The sequence below is a fragment of the Pseudomonas sp. Ost2 genome, from assembly GCF_018326065.1.
Classification (GTDB): domain Bacteria; phylum Pseudomonadota; class Gammaproteobacteria; order Pseudomonadales; family Pseudomonadaceae; genus Aquipseudomonas; species Aquipseudomonas gingeri.
Genome location: NZ_AP021904.1, coordinates 4294412 through 4312896, shown reverse-complemented (window position 1 = coordinate 4312896; position 18485 = coordinate 4294412). Strand labels below are relative to the sequence as shown.

The following is an 18485-nucleotide window of genomic DNA, read 5'->3' as shown; positions in this document are numbered from 1 at the left end:
GCATGCGCTGGGTTTGCATCGTATTTCCGCAATTGGCCCTGGACGGTGTGCTACGGCGGACCGCCGAGCCCGATGCACCGCTGGCGCTGCTGAGCGGTTCGCCGCAACGACGGATCGTGCAGGCGGTGAACGCCTCGGCCCGGGCCCTGGGTCTGCGTCCGGGCCAGTCGCTGACCGCCGCCCATGCCCTGACCAAGGCCTTTGCCAGCGCTGAATACGACCCCGCGCAAATCGAGCAGTGGCAACAGTTGCTCGCTGCCTGGGCCTATCGCTTCAGCTCCCAGGTCAGCCTGCGTTATCCCCGTGCCCTGTTGTTCGAAATCGAGTCCAGCCTTGGCCTGTTCGGGCCCTGGCCGCGCCTGGAAGCGCGCTTGCGCGAGGAATTGACGGCGCTGGGGTTTCGTCACCGGATCGTGGTCGCGCCCCATCCGGCGGCGGCCCGGGTCCTGGCCAATGCCTACGATGGCCTGGCCCTGGCGGACGACAGCGCCTTGCGCCGGGCCCTGGGTCCGATGCCCATCGACCGGGTCGGGCTGGCGAAGGAGGCGGCCACGGCCCTGACGCGCATGGGCCTGCGCACCCTGGACCAGGTCCTGGCCTTGCCCCGGCACAGTCTGGCCCGGCGCTTCGACGCGGCATTGCTCAAGCACCTCGATACCTTGCTCGGCGAGCGACCGCTGGCCCTGGCGTTCTACCTGCCGCCGGATCGCTTCGCAGCGCGGATCGAGCTGAATTTCGACGTGACCTCGCACCAGGCGTTGCTGTTTCCCCTGCGCCGTCTGACCGGCGATCTGGCGGCGTTTCTCTGCGGGCGTGACAGCGGTGTGCAGCGTTTCGAACTGATCCTGGAGCATGCCGGGGTGGCGGACACGCGGATCAAGGTCGGCCTGCTGAGTGCCGAACGTGACCCGGCGATGCTGTTCGAACTGGCCCGCGGGCGGCTGGAGCAGGTCCAGGTGGAGTCGCCGGTGCGCGGCTTTCGTCTGGAGGCCGAAGACCTGCCGGCCTTTGTCCCGCAGCACCGCGAACTCTTCGATGAGCGCGCGCAGCAATCCTTGCCCTGGGAGCAATTGCGCGAACGCCTGCGCGCCCGGCTTGGCGACGAGGCGGTGCAGGGCCTGCGCTTCCATGCCGATCACCGCCCCGAGTGCGCCTGGCAGCCGCTGGCGGCGACCACACCGGGACCGTTGGCCGCGACCGGGCCGCTGCGTCCCGGCTGGTTGCTCAAGGAGCCGATGCCACTGCCCGAGCAGGCGGCGAGGGTCCTGCTGGGGCCGGAACGGATCGAGTCGGGCTGGTGGGACGGCGCCGATGTGCGTCGCGACTACTACCTGATCGAGACCCGGACCGGGCGACACGCCTGGGCCTATCGCCCGGTGGGTGACAGCGGCCCGTTGCTGCTGCAGGGCTGGTTCGCATGAGTGAGGCCTACGCCGAGCTGCATTGCCTGTCGAACTTCACTTTCCAGCGCGGCGCTTCCAGTGCCCGGGAGTTGTTCGAACGGGCCAGGGAGCAGGGTTATCAAGCCCTGGCGATCACCGACGAATGCACCCTGGCGGGGATCGTCCGGGCCTGGCAGGCCGCGCAGGCGTGCGAGCTGCCGTTGATCATCGGCAGCGAGTTGCAGATCGACAACGGGCCACGGGTGGTACTGCTGGTGGAGAACCTGGCGGGCTACCAGGCCCTGTGTCGACTGATCACCCTGGCCCGGCGTCGCGCGGAAAAAGGGAGCTATCGCCTGCTGCGGACGGATTTCGAAGAGGAACTGCCGGGATTGCTGGCGTTGTGGCTACCCGGACGGGGCATCGCCGAAAGCGATGGCCGCTGGTTGCGCGAACGTTTTCCCGAGCGCCTGTGGCTGGCCGTGGAACTGCATTGCGGCCAGGATGATGAGCGCTACCTGGCGCGGCTGCTGGCGGTGGCCGCCGAGCTGGCGATTCCCGCCGTGGCCAGTGGCGATGTGCATATGCATGTGCGGGCCCGTCGTGCCCTGCAGGACACCATGACCGCCATTCGCCTGCATACCCGGGTCGCCGATGCCGGGCAGCAACTGCATCCCAATGGCGAGCGCCACCTGCGCAGCCTCGAGGTCCTGCGGGGGATTTATCCGCCGGCTCTGCTGGCCGAAACCGGGGTCATTGCCCGGCGTTGCGGCTTCGACCTGGGTCAGTTGCAGTACCAGTATCCCCGTGAGCTGGTGCCGAAGGGGCAGACCCCGACCACCTGGCTGCGCCAACTGACGGAGGAGGGCATCCAGCGCCGTTGGTCCGAAGGTATCAGCGACCAGGGCCGAGCGCTGATCGAGAAAGAGCTGAAGCTGATCGCCGAACTGGAGTACGACAGTTATTTCCTCACGGTGGCGGATATCGTCCGCTTCGCCCGCGACCAGGGCATTCTCTGCCAGGGGCGCGGTTCGGCGGCGAACTCGGTGGTGTGTTATGCCCTGGGCGTCACCGAGCTGAACCCGGATCGCACCAACATGCTGTTCGAGCGCTTTCTGTCCCGTGAGCGCAACGAACCGCCGGATATCGATATCGATTTCGAACACGATCGCCGCGAAGAAGTGCTGCAATACGTGTTCCGCCGTTATGGCCGTGGCCGCGCGGCCCTGACCGCGGTGGTCAGCACCTACCATGGCGCCGGTGCGGTGCGCGATGTGGCCAAGGCCCTGGGGCTGCCGCCGGACCAGGTCAATGCCCTGGCCGATGCCTGCGGCCACTGGAGCGATGAGCCACCGGCAGCCGAGCGCCTGCGCGAAAGCGGTTTCGATCCGGACAGTCCGGTGCTGCGCCGGGTGCTGGCGCTGACCCGGCAACTGATCGGCTTTCCCCGGCACCTGTCCCAGCATCCGGGCGGTTTCGTGATTTCCGAGCGGCCCCTGGACACCCTGGTGCCGGTGGAAAACGCCGCCATGGCCGAGCGGACGATTATCCAGTGGGACAAGGATGACCTGGACAAGGTCGGGCTGCTCAAGGTCGATGTCCTCGCCCTGGGCATGCTCAGCGCGCTGCGCCGCTGCTTCGACCTGGTACAGCAGTACCGTGGCGGGCCGCGCTGGACCCTGGCGAGCATCCCGGCGGACGACCCGTCGACCTACGCGATGATCGGCCGGGCCGACACCATCGGCGTGTTCCAGATCGAGTCGCGGGCGCAGATGTCGATGCTGCCGCGCCTGAAACCGAAGAATTTCTACGACCTGGTGATCGAAGTGGCGATTGTCCGTCCGGGGCCGATCCAGGGCGGTATGGTGCATCCGTACCTGCGCCGGCGGGACGAGAAGGAGCCCACGACCTATCCGTCGCCGGAGCTCAAGGAAGTGCTGGAGCGAACCCTGGGGGTGCCGCTGTTCCAGGAACAGGTGATGCAGATCGCGGTGGTGGCGGCGAACTACACGCCGGGCGAGGCCGATCAGTTGCGCCGTTCCATGGCGGCATGGAAGCGCCATGGCGGGCTTGAGCCGCATCGCCAGCGGCTGGCCGAGGGCATGGCAAGCAATGGTTATCCGCCGGAATTCGCCGCGCAGATCTTCGAACAGATCAAGGGCTTTGGCAGTTACGGTTTTCCCGAATCCCACGCCGCCAGCTTTGCCTTGCTGACCTACGCCAGTTGCTGGCTCAAGTGCCATGAGCCGGCAGCCTTCGCCTGTGCGTTGATCAACAGCTGGCCGATGGGGTTCTACAGCCCGGACCAGATCCTCCAGGATGCCCGCCGTCACCAGTTGCAGATCCGCCCGGTGGATGTCCGCGCCAGTACCTGGGACTGTAGCCTGGAACCGGCTGAAGGTACGCAGCCGGCGTTGCGCCTGGGCCTGCGGATGATTCGCGGGTTTCGCGCGGAGGATGCGCAGCGGATCGAAGCGGCTCGCTGCCTGGGGGCTTTCGCGGATATCGCCGACCTCGGCGAGCGGGCCCGGCTCGATACCCGCGCCCAGGAACTGCTGGCCGATGCCGGCGCCTTGCGTGGCCTGGCGGGCAACCGTTATCGGGCGCGCTGGGAAGTGGCCGGGGTCGAGGTGCAACTGGGGTTGTTCGCCGGGGTGTCGAGGACCGCCGAAAGCCCGGTGGCCTTGCCGTGTCCGAGTGTCGGCGAGGACCTGCAAGCCGATTACGCCAGCCTGGGCACCACCCTCGGGCCGCATCCGCTGGCACTGTTGCGTGGGCAACTGCAGGCCCTGCGCTGTCGCAGTTCGCGGGAGTTGCAGGCGCTCGGGCACGGCCGGCCGGTGAGCATCGTCGGCCTGGTCACCGGCCGCCAGCGACCGGGCACCGCCAGTGGCGTGACCTTCGTGACTCTCGAAGACGAGTTCGGCAACGTCAATGTGGTGGTCTGGCGCGACCTGGCCGAACGCCAGCGGCAGGTGCTGGTGGGCTCACAACTGCTGAGGGTCGACGGGCGCCTGGAAACCGAAGGCGAGGTGCGCCATGTGATTGCCGGACGCCTGAGCGACCTGAGTCCGATGCTGGCGGACATTACCGTGCGCAGTCGGGACTTTCGCTGAGGCCCGGGACTCGGGGTCAGTCTTGCGGCTTGACCGTCGCGACCTCGGATGCCTTGACCCGAATCACCTTGCCGGAAATATCCTCGAACTCGTAGAAGCCATCGGCGGAGTGGGTTTTCGGGGTGTCCTTGGTCACGTACTGGGTGCCGTTCTGCAAGGTCACCACGGTGGGTGTCGAACAGCCCGCCAGGGCCAGGAAGGTGGCTGCCAGTAGCGGCAGGCCGAACAATTTCAGGTTCATGTCAGTCTCCTTGAAACAATGGTTTATTGTCCGTATGGCAAAAGTGTCGTGTCAAACGAGGTGAGCACGCTCGTTGGCTATGCCTATAATCAGGGCCCGGACGGGGGGGCTTGTCCTGACCCGTTGCCGCATTCCCTGCCGCTTGCTGGAAGCTTTCCATGACCGATCTTTCGTCGTTTGCCATCACGCAAAAATGGCCCGCTCAACATCCAGACCGTCTCCAGCTGTATTCGTTGCCTACGCCCAACGGCGTCAAGGTGTCGATCCTGCTCGAAGAGCTGGGCCTGCCCTACGAACCGCACCTGGTGAGTTTTTCCACCAATGACCAGTTGAGCCCGGAATTCATCGCGCTGAACCCCAACAACAAGATTCCGGCGATCATCGATCCGAACGGCCCCGGCGGCCAGCCGCTGCCGTTGTTCGAGTCCGGCGCGATCCTGATCTACCTGGCCGAAAAGACCGGGAAGTTCATGTCCCTGGATCCGGCCACCCGTTATGAAACCATCCAGTGGGTGATGTTCCAGATGGGCGGGATCGGGCCGATGTTCGGCCAGCTCGGTTTCTTCAACAAGTTTGCCGGCAAGGATTACGAGGACAAGCGCCCGCGCGATCGCTATGTGGCCGAGAGCAAGCGCCTGCTGGCGGTACTCGACCAGCGCCTGGAGAGCCGTCGCTGGATCATGGGCGACGACTACAGCATCGCCGATATCGCCACCTTCCCGTGGATCCGCAACCTGATCGGTTTCTACGAGGCCGGCGACCTGGTGGGCATCCAGGACTTCACCCATGTCACCCGCGCGCTGGAGCAATTCCTTGCCCGGCCGGCGGTGGTGAAAGGGTTGACCATTCCGGGCTGACCGAGGAGTACGGGGGGCTCCGGCCTTGCTGCCGGGGCCTTGTGGCTGATTGCGCCGGGCGAATAATGAAATTTTTTTTACTTGCGAACGGCGCGAGCGCTCTCGCATCCTGAGGGGGATACCCGCCTCATTGCGCCTGTCTCCCCGACTTTCGCGCTGGTGCCGCCCGCGATCCGGCGTCCGGGCATCAGGAAACTCATCAGGAACTACTCATGTCGCTCGATCTCGATCCCCGTACCTGCGCCCTTGTGATCATCGATCTGCAGCAGGGCATCATGGCCTTGCCCGTTGCGCCCCATGCTCCGCAGGCCGTTGCCGAACGCGCGGCGCGGTTCGGCGAGCACCTGACCCAGGCCGGTGGCCTGGTGGTCGCCGTGCGCGTGGCGTTCGCCAGCGACTACGCCGACAAGCCCAACCAGCCGGTGGACATGCCGATGGCCGTGCCGCCCGGTGGCCTGCCCGAGCAGTGGGCCGTCCTCGACCCGTCGATTGCCGCCTTGAACGCCCCGGTACAGATCACCAAGCACAGCTGGAGCGCTTTCTATGGCACCGAACTGGACCTGCAACTGCGCCGTCGCGGGATCAGCACGGTGATCGTCTGCGGGATCGCCAGCAACTCCGGCGTCGAGTCCACTGCCCGCGATGCCTGGCACCACAACTATGCGGTGCTGGTGGCCGAGGATGCCTGCGCCGGCCTGGGCGAGGACACCCACAGGTTCTCCATGGAGAAGGTCATGCCGCGCATTGCCCGGGTCCGTTCGACCCAGGCGCTGATCGAGGCGCTGCCGATCCGTTGCTGATCAGCCCAGGCGCTCGGCCAGCAGTGGCAGCAACTGTTCGCAGGAGGCTTCGAACTTGAAGTCGAGCAGGTCGTCGGCGCGGGTCTTGCCCAGGTTGATGGCGATCAGCGGCTTACCACGCTCGGCGATCAGCTTGCACAGGCGGAAGGCCGAATAGGCCATCAGCGACGAACCGATCACCAGCAGGCCGGCGGCCTGTTCGGCGCTCGCCAGGGCCCGGGCGGCGGTGAGCGGGGCGACGTTTTCACCAAAGAACACCACGTCGGGTTTCAGCCGGTCGCCGCCGCATTGCGGGCAGTGGGGCACCTGGAAACGCGATTCGAAGGCGGCGTCCAGCAGGGTGTCGCCATCGGGCGCCTGGACCGCCTCGACCTGCGCCAGGTAAGGGTTCTGGGCTTCCAGGGTGAGCTGGACGGCATCGCGCTCCAGACGGTTGCCGCAATCCAGGCAGAGCACCTTGTGCAGGCTGCCATGCAACTCGATCACCTCGTGACTGCCGGCCTGGTCATGCAGGGTGTCGACATTCTGCGTGATCAGGCCGCTGAGATGGCGTTGTCCCTGCAGGCTGGCGAGGGCCCGGTGGGCGGCATTCGGCCGGGCCATGCGCACCCGTGGCCAACCGAGCATGGCCCGGGCCCAGTAACGGCGGCGGGCCTGGGGCGAGCCGAGGAACTCCTGGATCATCATCGGCGCCTTGCCACGGCGCACGCCGTCGCTGTCGCGGTAGTCCGGGATGCCGGAAGAGGTACTGATACCGGCACCGGTCAGCACCAGCAACGGTTGTTCGGCCATCAGCGGCAAAAGCGTTTCCAGGGCCGCGCTGACCTGTGGGTCGGGCATGGGAGATCTCCGCTATCGAAAGGTTGGCACGCTGGGGGCATCACGGGGATCCCGGGCCTCTGCATATGTGCAGCCCAAGGATAGCCACAGGATTTCTCCAGGAACAAGGTCGCTTTCGATCGGCACCCTTGCAGCCGCACCGCAGACACGTAGGATAGGACCTTGACGAAAGGACTCGAGGCCAGCCCCATGCCATGCAGCATCCGCCTTGCCCGTGACGAGGATGCCGAAGCCATCAGCCAGGTGATTATCCAGGCGCTACGCCAGAGCAACGCCGCGGACTACCCGGCGCAGGTGATCGCCCGGGTCGAGCTGAACTTCGGCCCGCAGGATGTGCGCAGCCTGCTGGGCATGCGCACGGTACTGGTGGCGCAGGCGGGAGAGCGGATCGTCGGTACCGCCAGTCTCGATGGCGAGGTGGTGCGCACGGTGTTCGTGGCGCCCGATCTCCAGGGCCGCGGAGTGGGCCAGGCCTTGATGGACGAGGTGGTCCGCTATGCCGTGGAAGCAGGTGTGAGCCTGTTGAAGGTGCCTTCGACCGTGACCGCCGAAGGCTTTTATGCGCGGCTGGGATTCCAGGCCGTGGGCGATACCTGGCACGGCGAGGAGCGCACCATCGTCATGGAGCGGCGGTTGGCGGCGTCCTAGGTCAGACCGGCTCAGTCATCCCGGGTCAGCACTTCCAGCAACTCGATCTCAAAGGTCAGGTCGGCGCCGGGGGCGACGCGCGAGCCCATGCCGCGTTCACCGTAGGCCAGGTGCGCCGGCACGAACAGTTGGCGCTTGCCGCCGACTTTCATGCCCATCAGGCCGATATCCCAGCCCTTGATCACCCGTCCGGTGCCGATCACGCACTGGAACGGCTTGCCACGGGAATGGGACGAATCGAACTCGCTGCCATCGGCGAGCGTGCCGCGATAGTGGGTCGTGATCAACGCGCCCTTGACCACGGCCTTGCCGTCGCCTTCCAGCAGGTCGGTCACCTGCAATTGAGTGTCTGTCATGACTTCTCCAGGGCCGGTAGCCCATGAATGATTTCCAGGTCGGGGTTTTCCAGGCGTTTCTGCGCCAGGCGCCGTTCGAAATCGCTCGCCAGCTCGGCCAGGGTCACTTGCCCGAGGCGTTGGACCAGCAGCGCCTCGGCTTCCTGCAGCACATCGGTCAGCCGCGCATTGACCGCCTGTTCCACCAGGCACTGCGGCTCTTCCTTCGCCAGGCCCATGGCGAACACCTCGGGTGCGCCGAGGGCGCGGTGGATGTCGAGCAGGGTGATTTCGCTCAGGGGCCGGGCCAGGGTCCAGCCGCCGCCGTGACCCTTTTCCGAATGCACGTAACCGTGATCGCGCAGTCCGGCCATGGTCCGGCGTACCACCACCGGATTGGTGCGCAGCATCTGCGCGATGGTCTCGGAGGTGGTGCGCTGGTCGTGCTGGTCCATGTGGATCAGTACGTGGAGCATGCGGGAAAGGCGGCTGTCGTTGCGCATGGGAGCGTTTCGCTGGGGAAAAAACACCGCGCACGTATAGCAAAAACCACCGTCTGTAACAAGACGAGTTACAGGAGTTGACGAACGCTCGTTACGTAACTTATAAAGTTTCGTGAGTTCAATCGACGAGGAGTTCTGCCCATGTCTCATTTCATCGTGGTGGTGGGGGCCAGCTTTGCCGGATTGTCGGCGGCCATGCAGCTGGCCCGGGCCCGTCAGCGGGTATTGCTGGTGGATTCGGGCCGGCCGCGTAACCGGTTCGCGACGACGGCCCACGGTTTTCTTGGCCAGGATGGCCAGTCACCCCGGGCGATTCGCGATGAGGCGCTGCGGCAACTGCTGCGTTACCCGACTGTCGAGTTCGTCGAAGGCGAGGTGGTCTCGGCCCGGCAGGTCGATAGCGGATTTGCCGTGGTGCTGGCCGATGGCCGGGAGGAGAGGGCGGCGCGGCTGGTCCTGGCCACCGGTCTGCACGACGAGTTGCCGGCGATTCCCGGCTTGCCGGAGCGTTGGGGCAAGACCGTGCTGCATTGCCCGTACTGCCATGGCTATGAAGTGCGTGACCGTACCCTGGGGGTACTGGCCACCATGCCGCTCTCCGCGCACCAGGCGAGCATGATCCCGGACTGGGGACCGACGGTGTATTTCACCCAGGGCCTCCACGAGCCGGATGCCGGGCAACTGGCCCTGCTGCAGGCGCGCGGCGTGGCGATCGAGCGGACCCCGGTGGTCGAGCTGCTCGGCCAGGCACCGGCCCTGGAGGCGGTACGCTTGAGCGACGGGCGGCTGATCGAGGTGCAGGCATTGTTCACCGGGCCGAAAACCCGGATGGCCAGCCCCTTGGCCGAGCAACTGGGTTGCCAGTTCGACGAAGGACCGAGCGGCCCTTATCTGCGGGTCGACGAACGTCAGCAGACCACGGTGCCGGGCGTGTTCGCCGCCGGCGACGCCGCCAGCCCGATGCACAATGCGACGTTCGCTTCGGCGGCCGGGGTCATGGCCGGTGTCTGTGCCCACCAGTCCTTGCTGGGCGAGGACCGCGCATAAACGCATGTAGGACATGCACGTCGTCCAGGCTGCGATTTCCTGCCCGAATAGAGTATTGTGGTTACCTGCGAAAAAAATGTCATAAGCCCGGGATATCCGGGCGGTTATCAGATGATTAGAGGGTGCCATGGGTCAGGAAAGCATTAACTGGGACAAGCTGGGTTTCGATTACATCAAGACCGACAAGCGCTATCTGTCGTATTTCCGTAACGGCGAGTGGGACAACGGTTCGCTGACCGAAGACAACGTCCTGCACATCAGCGAAGGCTCGACCGCGCTGCATTACGGCCAGCAATGTTTCGAAGGCTTGAAGGCCTACCGTTGCAAGGATGGCTCGATCAACCTGTTCCGGCCTGACCAGAACGCCGCGCGCATGCAGCGCAGCTGTACCCGCCTGCTGATGCCGGCGCCGTCGACCGAAGCCTTTATCGAAGCCTGCAAGCAGGTGGTCAAGGCCAACGAGCGCTTCATTCCTCCCTACGGCACCGGCGGTGCCCTGTACCTGCGTCCGTTCGTGATCGGCGTAGGCGACAATATCGGCGTGCGTACCGCGCCGGAGTTCATCTTCTCGGTGTTCTGCATCCCGGTGGGCCCTTACTTCAAGGGCGGCATGAAGCCGCACAACTTCGCGATTTCCAGCTATGACCGCGCGGCGCCCCAGGGTACCGGCGCGGCCAAGGTCGGTGGCAACTACGCGGCCAGCCTGATGCCGGGTGCTGAAGCCAAGAAGCGCGGCTTTGCCGACAGTATCTACCTGGACCCGTTGACTCATTCGAAGATCGAGGAAGTGGGTTCGGCCAACTTCTTCGGCATCACCGCCAACAATGAATTCGTCACGCCGAAGTCGCCTTCGGTGCTGCCAGGCATTACCCGCCTGTCGTTGATCGAGCTGGCGCAATCGCGCCTGGGCCTGAAGGTGGTCGAAGGCGACGTGCTGATCGACAAGATCGCCGATTTTACCGAAGCCGGTGCCTGCGGTACCGCCGCGGTGATCACGCCGATCGGCGGGATCGAGTACAACGGCAAGCTGCACGTGTTCCACAGCGAGACCGAAGTCGGGCCTGTGACCCAGCGCCTGTACAAGGAGCTGACGGGCGTGCAGACCGGTGACGTCGAGGCGCCGGCAGGCTGGATCGTCAAGGTCTGATCGGCTGACAGCGGCTTCAGGCAAGGCCCGGGATGAGCGATCGTCCCGGGCCTTTTGTTTGAACGATGGTCGGGGGGATATCCGGATTCAGCGTTGTGCTGCCGGCCGCCTTCGTGGGCGAGCCCGCTCCCACAGGGTTTGTGTGCGCTCCATCGGGCGTTTTACGCTAACATCGCCCACTACCCCGCAAATGCAGATAAGGACATCGCCATGGTCTCCACCCTGATCCTCCTGGCCATCATCGCCATCGTGGTCTTCTACGTCATCGGCATCTACAACAAGCTGGTGACCCTGCGTAACCGCTTCAAGAACGCCTTCGCCCAGATCGAAGTCCAGCTCAAGCGCCGCCACGACCTGATCCCCAACCTGGTGGAAACCGCCAAGGGCTACATGGCCCACGAGCGTGACACCCTGGAAGCGGTGATCAATGCGCGCAACCAGGCCGTGACCGGTCTCAAGGCCGCCGCGGCCCAGCCGGGCGACGCGGGCAGCATGGCCCGGCTGGGCAGCGCCGAAGGCCTGCTCAACAGCGCCCTGGGACGCCTGAACGTGACCCTCGAAGCCTACCCGGACCTCAAGGCTTCCGAGAACATGCAACAACTCAGCGAAGAGCTGAGCAGCACCGAGAACAAGGTGGCCTTCGCCCGCCAGGCCTTCAATGACTCGGTGATGGAATACAACACCTACAAGCAGACCTTCCCGCCGGTATTCTTCGCCGCGAAGTTTGGTCATGGGGCCGACGCCAGCCTGCTGGAGTTTGCCGACAGCGCCGAGATCCAGGCCGCCCCCAAGGTGTCGTTCTAATCAGTTTTACCCACGGACGACCCGATGAATTTCTTTGAACACCAGGACCGCGCCCGGCGTCAGACCGGACGCCTGGTCCTGCTGATGGCGCTGGCGGTCACCTGCCTGGTTGCCCTGACCAGCCTCGCCCTGACGCTGATCTGGCATTTCTATGGCGAGCCTTCGAGCCGGCGTGGCACGCCGCTGCTGGATACTTCGCTGGTCGGCGTCGTGGCGCTGGTGGTGATCGCCGTGGTGCTGGGCGGCAGCCTGTACAAGCGCGTGCAGTTGAACGCCGGCGGCAAGGTGGTCGCCGAGAGCCTGGGCGGTCGCCTGATCAACCTCTCGCCGCAGAACTTCGAGGAGCGCCGCCTGCTCAATGTCGTCGAGGAAATGGCCCTGGCCTCGGGCACGCCGGTGCCCTCGGTGTATGTCCTCGACGATATCGGCATCAACGCCTTCGCCGCCGGCCTGAGCCCCAAGGACGCGGTGATCGGCGTGACCCGCGGCGCCATCGGCCTGCTCAGCCGTGAAGAGTTGCAGGGCGTGATCGCCCATGAGTTCAGTCATATCTACAACGGCGACATGCGCCTCAACATGCGCCTGATCGCCTTGCTCCACGGCATCCTGCTGATCGGCCTGATCGGGCACTGGGTGTTGCGCAGCGATTCGAGCTCGCGCAGTTCTTCCTCGGACAGCAGCAAGGGCGTGATGCTCAAGTATGTCCTCGGCCTGACATTGCTGGTGCTCGGTTATGCCGGGACGTTTTTTGGCAATCTGATCAAGGCCGCGGTCAGTCGCCAGCGGGAGTTCCTGGCCGATGCCTCGGCGGTGCAGTTCACTCGCAACCCCGACAGTATCGGCGGGGCCCTGAAGAAGATCGGCGGCCATGCGGCCGGTTCGCAGTTGCAGGCCTCGAACGCCGCCGAATTCAGCCATCTGTATTTCGGTGCGGGGATCAAGGCGACCCTGGATGGCCTGTTCGCCACCCATCCGCCGCTGGCGGAGCGCATTCGTCGGGTTGAGCCGGGTTGGGACGGGCGCTACCCCGAGGTGGGAGCATTGCCGGTAGCCGACAGCACGGCAGCGGACCCGACCGCCCAGTGGATGCAGTCTTCCCGCTCGACTGCCGCCGCAGCCTTCAGCGGCGGCGCCGTGACCGAGTCGATCGCGGCGATCGGCGACCCGGGCCTGGCGCATCTGCAAGTGGCCCAGGACACCCTGCAGGCCTTGCCCGAGTCGCTGAAACAAGCGGCCCACAGCAGCGAAGGGGCCCAGGCCCTGGTCTACGGCCTGCTGCTGGACCCGGTGGAATTCCTGCAACAACAGCAACTCGATCTGTTGCGCAAACATCTGAGCCCGATGCTGGCGAGCCACCTCGAGTCCCTGCGCGCTCCCTTGCGTGAACTGCCCCAGGGCCAGCGGCTGGCGCTGATCGACCTGGCGATCCCGGCGCTCAAGCAACTGGGCAAGGGCGAGTTTGCCGCGGTGAAGCAGAATATGGCGTTGCTGATCCGCGCCGATGACCGCGTTGAGCTGCTGGAGTGGACGCTGCTGCGCATCGTCGAGCGCAATGTCGAAGGGCTGCGTTCGGTGACCGGCAAATACCGCATGGAGTCATTGGTCGATGAAGTGGCGGTGCTGCTGTCGTTTCTCAGCCGGGCAGGGCAGGCCGATCCCCGGCAAGCGGGCCTGGCCTATGCCCATGGCTGCACCGGGTTGCCGTTCGCCGCACCGGTGTTCGACAGCACAAGCGACCTGAAGGCGCTGGAAGCGGCCCTGCGCCGCCTCACCCAGTTGCTGCCGCTGCAGAAACCGCAGTTGCTCAAGGCCATGGCCCGCTGCATCGGCCATGACGGCCAGGTCACGGCCGCCGAAGCCGAGTTGATGCGCGCGGTGGCCGATATCCTCGATTGCCCGATGCCGCCGTTGCTGGCGGCGCAAGCGAGGCATCCATGACGGCCTTGCGGATACGTTCCGCCACTGCCGCGGACTGCGACCCCCTCAGTCACATCGCCGGCCGGACCTTTGCCCTGGCCTGTCCGGCCAGCACGCCGGCGCAGGCAATCGCCCGGCATATCGAAGAACAATTGCAGCCGGTGCATTTTCACCAGTTGCTGCAACAGCCGGGAAAAATCCTCCTGGTGCTCGAACTGGACGGCCAGTTGATCGGCTATAGCCTGCTGACTCCCGAACCCGGGCCCGTTGGTATCGATGTGGCCGATGGGGCACAGGAGTTCACGCGCTGCTACGTGGTGCCGGAACAACACGGGTCGGGCGCTGCCGGGTTCCTCATGAGCGAATCCCTGAAGCTGCTGTCGGGGCCGGTGCGCCTGAGCGTCAGCGAAGAAAACCCGCGGGCGATCCGCTTCTACGAGCGCCACGGTTTCCGCATTGTCGGCCGGACCACCTTCCAGTGCGGGGACGATGTGCAACGGGATTGGCTGATGCTTCGGAGCTGATGACGAACGATCGTTCCCACGCTCTGCGTGGGAACGCAGCCGGTGACGCTCTGCGTCACAAAGCGGATGCAGAGCGTCCAGTGAGGTGTTCCCACGCTGGCGCAAGGGAACGATCGCTGGTGTTCTCTGCATCTATAACGACTACTCATGCGTTAAACTGATCAATCAGCATCCGATGAGTAAGTCCCGTGGCCATCAACTTCGATTTGAACGACCTGCAGGCCTTTCGCGCCGTGGTCGAGCAGGGCAGTTTTCGCAAGGCGGCCCAGGCCATCAATATCTCCCAACCGGCCCTGAGCCGACGCGTGGACAAGCTCGAAGAGGCTCTCGGGGTGCGCCTGTTCGAGCGTACCACCCGCCGGGTCAGCCTGACCCAGGTCGGTCGGGCCTTCGCGCCGACGGTGGAGCGGCTGCTGGACGACCTCGATGTCGCGCTGCTGGGCATCACCGATGTGGCCTCGACCCGGCTCGGCCATGTCACCGTGGCTTGCGTACCCTCGGCCGCCTATTACTTCATGCCGAAGGTGGTGGCGCACTATCATCGGCAATACCCGAAGATCAAGGTCAAGGTCCTCGACTCCAGCGCCAACGACGTACATGCCGCCGTGCTCAGCGGCGAGGCGGATTTCGGCCTGAGCTTCACCGGCAACCTGCAACCGGAAATCGAATTCGAGTTATTGGTCGAGGAACGCTATGTCGTTGCCTGTCGCCGCGATCATCCGTTGGCCGGGCGGGCCAGTGTGACCTGGACCGAGTTGTACCAGCAGGACTACATCAGCCTCGACAAGACCTCGGGCAATCGTTTCCTGCTCGACCAGGCGCTGGTGGGTATCGAGGCGCAAAAGCCCGGAGTGTGCGAGACCCGGCATGTCACCACCATGATCGGCCTGGTGGAGGCCGGGTTGGGGATCGCGGCGGTGCCGACCATGGCGATGCCGGTGGCCGGCGAGCATCCGATTCTCACCAGCGTGCCGCTGGTCGAGCCGGAAGTGATGCGCAAGGTCGGCCTGCTCAAGCGCCGGGGCCGGGTGCTGACCCCGGCGGCGCTGGAGCTGGAGCGGCTGATCGTCGAGATGAAGGTCTCGCACGTGTAGGTGCCGGCAAGCCGGCGCCCACTTGTCAATGCGCAATGGAGTCCAGGCCGGTGGCCTTCACGGTGGCCTGGGCCGCGGGCGCGGCGAGGTAGTCCAGCAGGGCCTTGGCCTGGGCGGGATGCTCGGCGCCTACCGGAATACCGGCGGCAAACCGCGTCACCGACTGCACCGATTCCGGGATCTTGCCGACATAGGTCACCCCCGGCACCGGCAACAGTTCGCTGACCTGCTGGAAGCCCAGTTGATAGTCGCCGGTCGCGACCACCGAGGCCACCGGGATCTTCGGCACCATGGTCGCCTTGGGCTTGAGCTGCGCCTCGATGCCCAGGCGCTTGAACAACTGGTCCTGGATATACACGCCGCTGGCACTGTCGGAGTAGGCCACGGAGCTGGCCTTGAGCAGGCTGTCCTTGAGTTCCTGCTCAGTGCCGATGGCCGGCTTGGCGCTACCTTCGCGCACCACCAGGCCGATCCGCGAATCCGCCAGTTCGACCCGCGAACCGGGCACGACCTTGCCTTGCCTGATCAACTCGTCGAGGGCGTAGCCGACCATGATCAGCACATCGGCCTTTTCACCGCGTTCCAGGCGATTGGGGATGGCTTCCGGGGCCTTGCCCATGGACGGGCCGAGGATGGTGTCGAGAGTGTTGCCGGTGTCGGCGGCGAATTTCGGGCCGAGCAGCTTGTAGGCGGCGGTAAAGCCGCCGGACGTCATCACGCGGATTTCCTCGGCCTGGGCCACGCTGCCGAGGGCCAGGCTGCCGATCAGGGCGAGTTTCAGAAACACTGCTTTCATCGGATTTCTCTTATGGGTATCGAAAGGGCGGGATTGGATTCAGGACTTACAGCGCCGGCTGGAGCTGCATCCTGGCCTTGCGATAGAGAAACAGCGTCGCGCACAGCGCACAGAGCGCGGCGAAGCTCATCCAGTAGCCCGGCGCGGCCTTGTCTCCGGTGTACTGGATCAGCGCGGTGGAGATCGCCGGGGTGAAGCCACCGAATACCGCCGTGGCCAGGCTGTAGGCCAGGGAGAAACCGGCCACGCGGACTTCCGCCGGCATGATCTCGGTCAGGGCCGCGACCATCGCGCCGTTGTACATGCCGTAGAGGAACGAGAACCACAGCAGCACCAGCAGCATGCTGGTGAAGGTCGGTGCCTGGACCAGCAGCGACAAGGCCGGATAGGCCGTGGCCAGGGTCAGGCCGGACATGGTCAGCAGCACCGGACGGCGGCCGATACGGTCGGAGAGGGCACCGCCCAGGGGCAGCCAGCAGAAGTTCGAGACACCCACCAGCAAGGTCACCAGCAGGCTGTCGGCGGTGCTCAGGTGCAGCACGGTCTTGCCGAAGGTCGGCGCGTATACGGTGATCAGGTAGAAGGCGGTGGTGGTCAGCGCGACCATCAGCATCCCGGCGACCACGATCACCCAGTTCTGCGCCAGGGTGTTGAACACCTCGCGCATGCCCGGACGGTGCTTGCGCTTGGCGAACTCTTCGGTTTCCGCCAGGTTGCGCCGCAGCAGGAAGATGAACGGCACGATCATGCAGCCGACCAGGAACGGGATGCGCCAGCCCCAGTCGGCGACCGTGCTGGCCGACATCCACTGGTTCAGGCCGTAACCCAGGGCGGCGGCGATGACCACGGCGACTTGCTGGCTGCAGGACTGCCAGGCGGTGAAGAAGCCCTTGCGACCTGGCGTGGCGATTTCCGACAGATAGACCGAGACGCCGCCCAGTTCGGCACCGGCGGAGAAACCCTGGAGCAGGCGGCCGATCAGGACCAGGGCCGGGGCCAGCAGGCCGATGCTCTCGTAGCCGGGCACCAGGACGATGAGGATGGTGCCGCTGGCCATGATCGACAGGGTGACGATCAGGCCCTTGCGCCGGCCGACGTCGTCGATATAGGCACCGAGGATCACCGCGCCCAGCGGGCGCATCAGGAAGCCGGCGCCGAACACGGCGAAGGTCATCATCAGCGAGGCGAACTCACTGCTGGCGGGGAAGAAGGCGGCGGCGATATAGGTGGCGTAGAAGCCGAACAGGAAGAAGTCGAATTGTTCGAGGAAGTTACCCGAGGTAACGCGAAATACCGCGCCCGCCTTGGCACGGGCAGAACTGGCGGTCGGTGTTGAGGCGTGCATCTTGAAGGTCTCCAGCGCTTTTATGGCCTGCATCGCAGTGCAGATTTTTATTGGCGGGGATACTGGAGCAGCCTTATAGATTTGATAAGTGCATTTTTAGAATGGATTGATGCGCACGGCAAATTAATACCAAATGTTTCTGCGGCCGCCCGGCCGCGGAAAGACTACTCCCCGGGCACGAACAGTTCGCGAACCGTCTGCCGCAACCACATATGCCGCGGGTCTTTCTGGAACCGTGCATGCCAGTGCTGCTTGAGGTCGTAGCTGGGAAAGTCGACCGGCGGCTCGATGGTCCTGACCGCCGAATCCTCGGCATACAGCCGGGCCACCGTGCGCGGCAGCACCACCACCAGGTCCGAGCGCTCGATGATGGCCGAGGTGCTCATGTAGTGGGACATCTGCAGCACGATATTGCGTTCCACTCCGAGCGCCGCCAGGTGACTTTCGTACATTTCCTGGCTGCGGCTGCCGTCGCGTACCTGCAGGTGTTCGAGGGCGCAGAAGTCCTCCAGCGACAGGCGCTCGTCCTTGATCGGATGGTCGCGGCGGATCAGGCACACCAGGTCGTGGGAGAACAATCGCTGCTGGTAGATGTTCGGTGCGTCGAGGTCGGGGAAATAGCCCAGCACCATGTCCACCCGGCCTTCGCGCAGGTGTTCGGCAAGGTCCCTGGGCGACAGGCCGAAGGTGCGGATCCGCGCCTTCGGGGCGACCTTGCGCAGGTGCTCGAACAGGGTCGGCAGGAACACCACTTCGCCGATTTCGCTGAGGCAGAAGGTGAACTCGTCGCTGCTGCGGGACGGGTCGAAGGTCGGGTTGCTGAGGATATCGCGGTCGATGATATCGATCACTTCGCGGGTCCGCTCGATGATGCTCTGGGCCCGTGGCGTGGCTTCCATGCGGCTGCCGGAGCGAACGAACAGCGCATCGCCGAGGGAATGGCGCAGGCGCGAGAGGGCGGCGCTGACTGCCGGCTGGCTCATGCCCAGGTGCTGGGCGGCGATGGTGACATTGCCGGCTTCGTGGATCGCCAGCAGGACGCGAAGCAGGTTGAGGTCGGTGCGCATGCTCTATAACCAAATCAAATAG

Annotated in this window: 18 protein-coding genes; 11 read left to right on the top strand and 7 right to left on the bottom strand. The window is 65.1% G+C overall.

Annotated features, from left to right (window positions below; genetic code table 11):
• The first annotated feature begins 2 nt into the window (after positions 1–2).
• Positions 3–1421 (top strand): DNA polymerase Y family protein, encoded by a 1419-nt coding sequence (locus KI243_RS18930; protein ID WP_212809715.1) that lies wholly within the window; start codon positions 3–5, stop codon positions 1419–1421.
• A complete protein-coding gene (locus KI243_RS18925) occupies positions 1418–4498 on the top strand; it encodes an error-prone DNA polymerase (RefSeq protein ID WP_212809713.1) in 3081 nt (1026 codons plus the stop codon). Before KI243_RS18930 ends, KI243_RS18925 begins: the two co-directional genes overlap by 4 nt.
• Before the next feature lie 16 nt (positions 4499–4514).
• Here the strand turns inward: KI243_RS18925 and KI243_RS18920 are convergent, their stop codons facing one another.
• A complete protein-coding gene (locus KI243_RS18920; protein ID WP_017125301.1) occupies positions 4515–4739 on the bottom strand; it encodes a YgdI/YgdR family lipoprotein in 225 nt (74 codons plus the stop codon).
• A gap of 158 nt (positions 4740–4897) precedes the next feature.
• Between KI243_RS18920 and KI243_RS18915 the strand changes: the two genes are divergently transcribed.
• Both KI243_RS18915 and KI243_RS18910 read left to right on the top strand, forming a co-directional pair.
• Positions 4898–5596 carry a glutathione S-transferase N-terminal domain-containing protein gene (locus KI243_RS18915; protein ID WP_017125303.1) on the top strand — a complete coding sequence of 233 codons (699 nt, stop codon included), beginning with the start codon at positions 4898–4900 and terminating at the stop codon, positions 5594–5596.
• A 212-nt stretch (positions 5597–5808) separates the two neighbouring features.
• Positions 5809–6396, top strand: coding sequence for a hydrolase (locus tag KI243_RS18910; RefSeq protein ID WP_212809711.1), 588 nt, complete (start codon positions 5809–5811; stop codon positions 6394–6396).
• Here the strand turns inward: KI243_RS18910 and KI243_RS18905 are convergent, their stop codons facing one another.
• Entirely contained in the window at positions 6397–7236 is an 840-nt protein-coding gene (locus KI243_RS18905) for an NAD-dependent protein deacetylase (RefSeq protein WP_017125305.1), read from the bottom strand. It lies immediately after the preceding gene.
• 189 nt (positions 7237–7425) lie between these two features.
• On the opposite strand from KI243_RS18905, the gene KI243_RS18900 reads away from it, so the two are divergent.
• Positions 7426–7884 carry a GNAT family N-acetyltransferase gene (locus KI243_RS18900; RefSeq protein ID WP_178991380.1) on the top strand — a complete coding sequence of 153 codons (459 nt, stop codon included), beginning with the start codon at positions 7426–7428 and terminating at the stop codon, positions 7882–7884.
• Positions 7885–7895: 11 nt separating this feature from the next.
• On the opposite strand, the gene KI243_RS18895 is transcribed toward KI243_RS18900, so the two are convergent.
• Positions 7896–8240 (bottom strand): FKBP-type peptidyl-prolyl cis-trans isomerase, encoded by a 345-nt coding sequence (locus KI243_RS18895; RefSeq protein ID WP_017125307.1) that lies wholly within the window; start codon positions 8238–8240, stop codon positions 7896–7898.
• Positions 8237–8722: an Rrf2 family transcriptional regulator gene (locus KI243_RS18890; protein WP_017125308.1), complete on the bottom strand. Its 486-nt coding sequence runs from the start codon at positions 8720–8722 to the stop codon at positions 8237–8239. The genes KI243_RS18895 and KI243_RS18890 overlap by 4 nt, the downstream gene beginning before the upstream one ends.
• 141 nt (positions 8723–8863) lie before the next feature.
• On the opposite strand from KI243_RS18890, the gene KI243_RS18885 reads away from it, so the two are divergent.
• From KI243_RS18885 to KI243_RS18860, 6 genes are all read left to right on the top strand, one after another.
• Positions 8864–9769 (top strand): NAD(P)/FAD-dependent oxidoreductase, encoded by a 906-nt coding sequence (locus KI243_RS18885; RefSeq protein ID WP_212809709.1) that lies wholly within the window; start codon positions 8864–8866, stop codon positions 9767–9769.
• A 127-nt stretch (positions 9770–9896) separates the two neighbouring features.
• Positions 9897–10916, top strand: a complete 1020-nt coding sequence (locus tag KI243_RS18880; protein WP_177118405.1) for a branched-chain amino acid aminotransferase — start codon at positions 9897–9899, stop codon at positions 10914–10916.
• A 210-nt stretch (positions 10917–11126) separates the two neighbouring features.
• Positions 11127–11720 carry a LemA family protein gene (locus KI243_RS18875; protein ID WP_017125311.1) on the top strand — a complete coding sequence of 198 codons (594 nt, stop codon included), beginning with the start codon at positions 11127–11129 and terminating at the stop codon, positions 11718–11720.
• Positions 11721–11744: 24 nt separating this feature from the next.
• Positions 11745–13658 (top strand): M48 family metallopeptidase, encoded by a 1914-nt coding sequence (locus KI243_RS18870; protein ID WP_212809707.1) that lies wholly within the window; start codon positions 11745–11747, stop codon positions 13656–13658.
• Complete coding sequence (locus KI243_RS18865) at positions 13655–14161, top strand: GNAT family N-acetyltransferase (RefSeq protein WP_212809705.1); 507 nt, start codon at positions 13655–13657, stop codon at positions 14159–14161. The genes KI243_RS18870 and KI243_RS18865 overlap by 4 nt, the downstream gene beginning before the upstream one ends.
• 188 nt (positions 14162–14349) lie before the next feature.
• On the top strand, positions 14350–15255 hold the full coding sequence (locus tag KI243_RS18860) for a LysR family transcriptional regulator (protein WP_017125313.1): 906 nt from the start codon (positions 14350–14352) through the stop codon (positions 15253–15255).
• 25 nt (positions 15256–15280) lie between these two features.
• Here KI243_RS18860 and KI243_RS18855 read toward each other — a convergent pair whose 3' ends face one another.
• The 3 genes from KI243_RS18855 to KI243_RS18845 form a co-directional block, all read right to left on the bottom strand.
• A complete protein-coding gene (locus tag KI243_RS18855; RefSeq protein WP_212809703.1) occupies positions 15281–16051 on the bottom strand; it encodes a substrate-binding domain-containing protein in 771 nt (256 codons plus the stop codon).
• Between the two features lie 46 nt (positions 16052–16097).
• On the bottom strand, positions 16098–17396 hold the full coding sequence (locus tag KI243_RS18850; RefSeq protein ID WP_017125315.1) for an MFS transporter: 1299 nt from the start codon (positions 17394–17396) through the stop codon (positions 16098–16100).
• Between the two features lie 164 nt (positions 17397–17560).
• Entirely contained in the window at positions 17561–18463 is a 903-nt protein-coding gene (locus tag KI243_RS18845) for a LysR family transcriptional regulator (RefSeq protein ID WP_017125316.1), read from the bottom strand.
• Between the last annotated feature and the right edge of the window lie 22 nt (positions 18464–18485).

What these genes read in the sequence shown, in the direction of transcription:
- KI243_RS18890 (WP_017125308.1), bottom strand. Translation starts at nt 8,722, where the DNA reads ATGCGCAACGACAGCCGCCTTTCCCGCATGCTCCACGTACTGATCCAC.
- KI243_RS18920 (WP_017125301.1), bottom strand. Translation starts at nt 4,739, where the DNA reads ATGAACCTGAAATTGTTCGGCCTGCCGCTACTGGCAGCCACCTTCCTG.
- KI243_RS18875 (WP_017125311.1), top strand. Translation starts at nt 11,127, where the DNA reads ATGGTCTCCACCCTGATCCTCCTGGCCATCATCGCCATCGTGGTCTTC.
- KI243_RS18885 (WP_212809709.1), top strand. Translation starts at nt 8,864, where the DNA reads ATGTCTCATTTCATCGTGGTGGTGGGGGCCAGCTTTGCCGGATTGTCG.
- KI243_RS18870 (WP_212809707.1), top strand. Translation starts at nt 11,745, where the DNA reads ATGAATTTCTTTGAACACCAGGACCGCGCCCGGCGTCAGACCGGACGC.
- KI243_RS18845 (WP_017125316.1), bottom strand. Translation starts at nt 18,463, where the DNA reads ATGCGCACCGACCTCAACCTGCTTCGCGTCCTGCTGGCGATCCACGAA.
- KI243_RS18850 (WP_017125315.1), bottom strand. Translation starts at nt 17,396, where the DNA reads ATGCACGCCTCAACACCGACCGCCAGTTCTGCCCGTGCCAAGGCGGGC.
- KI243_RS18925 (WP_212809713.1), top strand. Translation starts at nt 1,418, where the DNA reads ATGAGTGAGGCCTACGCCGAGCTGCATTGCCTGTCGAACTTCACTTTC.
- KI243_RS18915 (WP_017125303.1), top strand. Translation starts at nt 4,898, where the DNA reads ATGACCGATCTTTCGTCGTTTGCCATCACGCAAAAATGGCCCGCTCAA.
- KI243_RS18910 (WP_212809711.1), top strand. Translation starts at nt 5,809, where the DNA reads ATGTCGCTCGATCTCGATCCCCGTACCTGCGCCCTTGTGATCATCGAT.
- KI243_RS18930 (WP_212809715.1), top strand. Translation starts at nt 3, where the DNA reads ATGCGCTGGGTTTGCATCGTATTTCCGCAATTGGCCCTGGACGGTGTG.
- KI243_RS18895 (WP_017125307.1), bottom strand. Translation starts at nt 8,240, where the DNA reads ATGACAGACACTCAATTGCAGGTGACCGACCTGCTGGAAGGCGACGGC.
- KI243_RS18880 (WP_177118405.1), top strand. Translation starts at nt 9,897, where the DNA reads ATGGGTCAGGAAAGCATTAACTGGGACAAGCTGGGTTTCGATTACATC.
- KI243_RS18905 (WP_017125305.1), bottom strand. Translation starts at nt 7,236, where the DNA reads ATGCCCGACCCACAGGTCAGCGCGGCCCTGGAAACGCTTTTGCCGCTG.
- KI243_RS18865 (WP_212809705.1), top strand. Translation starts at nt 13,655, where the DNA reads ATGACGGCCTTGCGGATACGTTCCGCCACTGCCGCGGACTGCGACCCC.
- KI243_RS18900 (WP_178991380.1), top strand. Translation starts at nt 7,426, where the DNA reads ATGCCATGCAGCATCCGCCTTGCCCGTGACGAGGATGCCGAAGCCATC.
- KI243_RS18855 (WP_212809703.1), bottom strand. Translation starts at nt 16,051, where the DNA reads ATGAAAGCAGTGTTTCTGAAACTCGCCCTGATCGGCAGCCTGGCCCTC.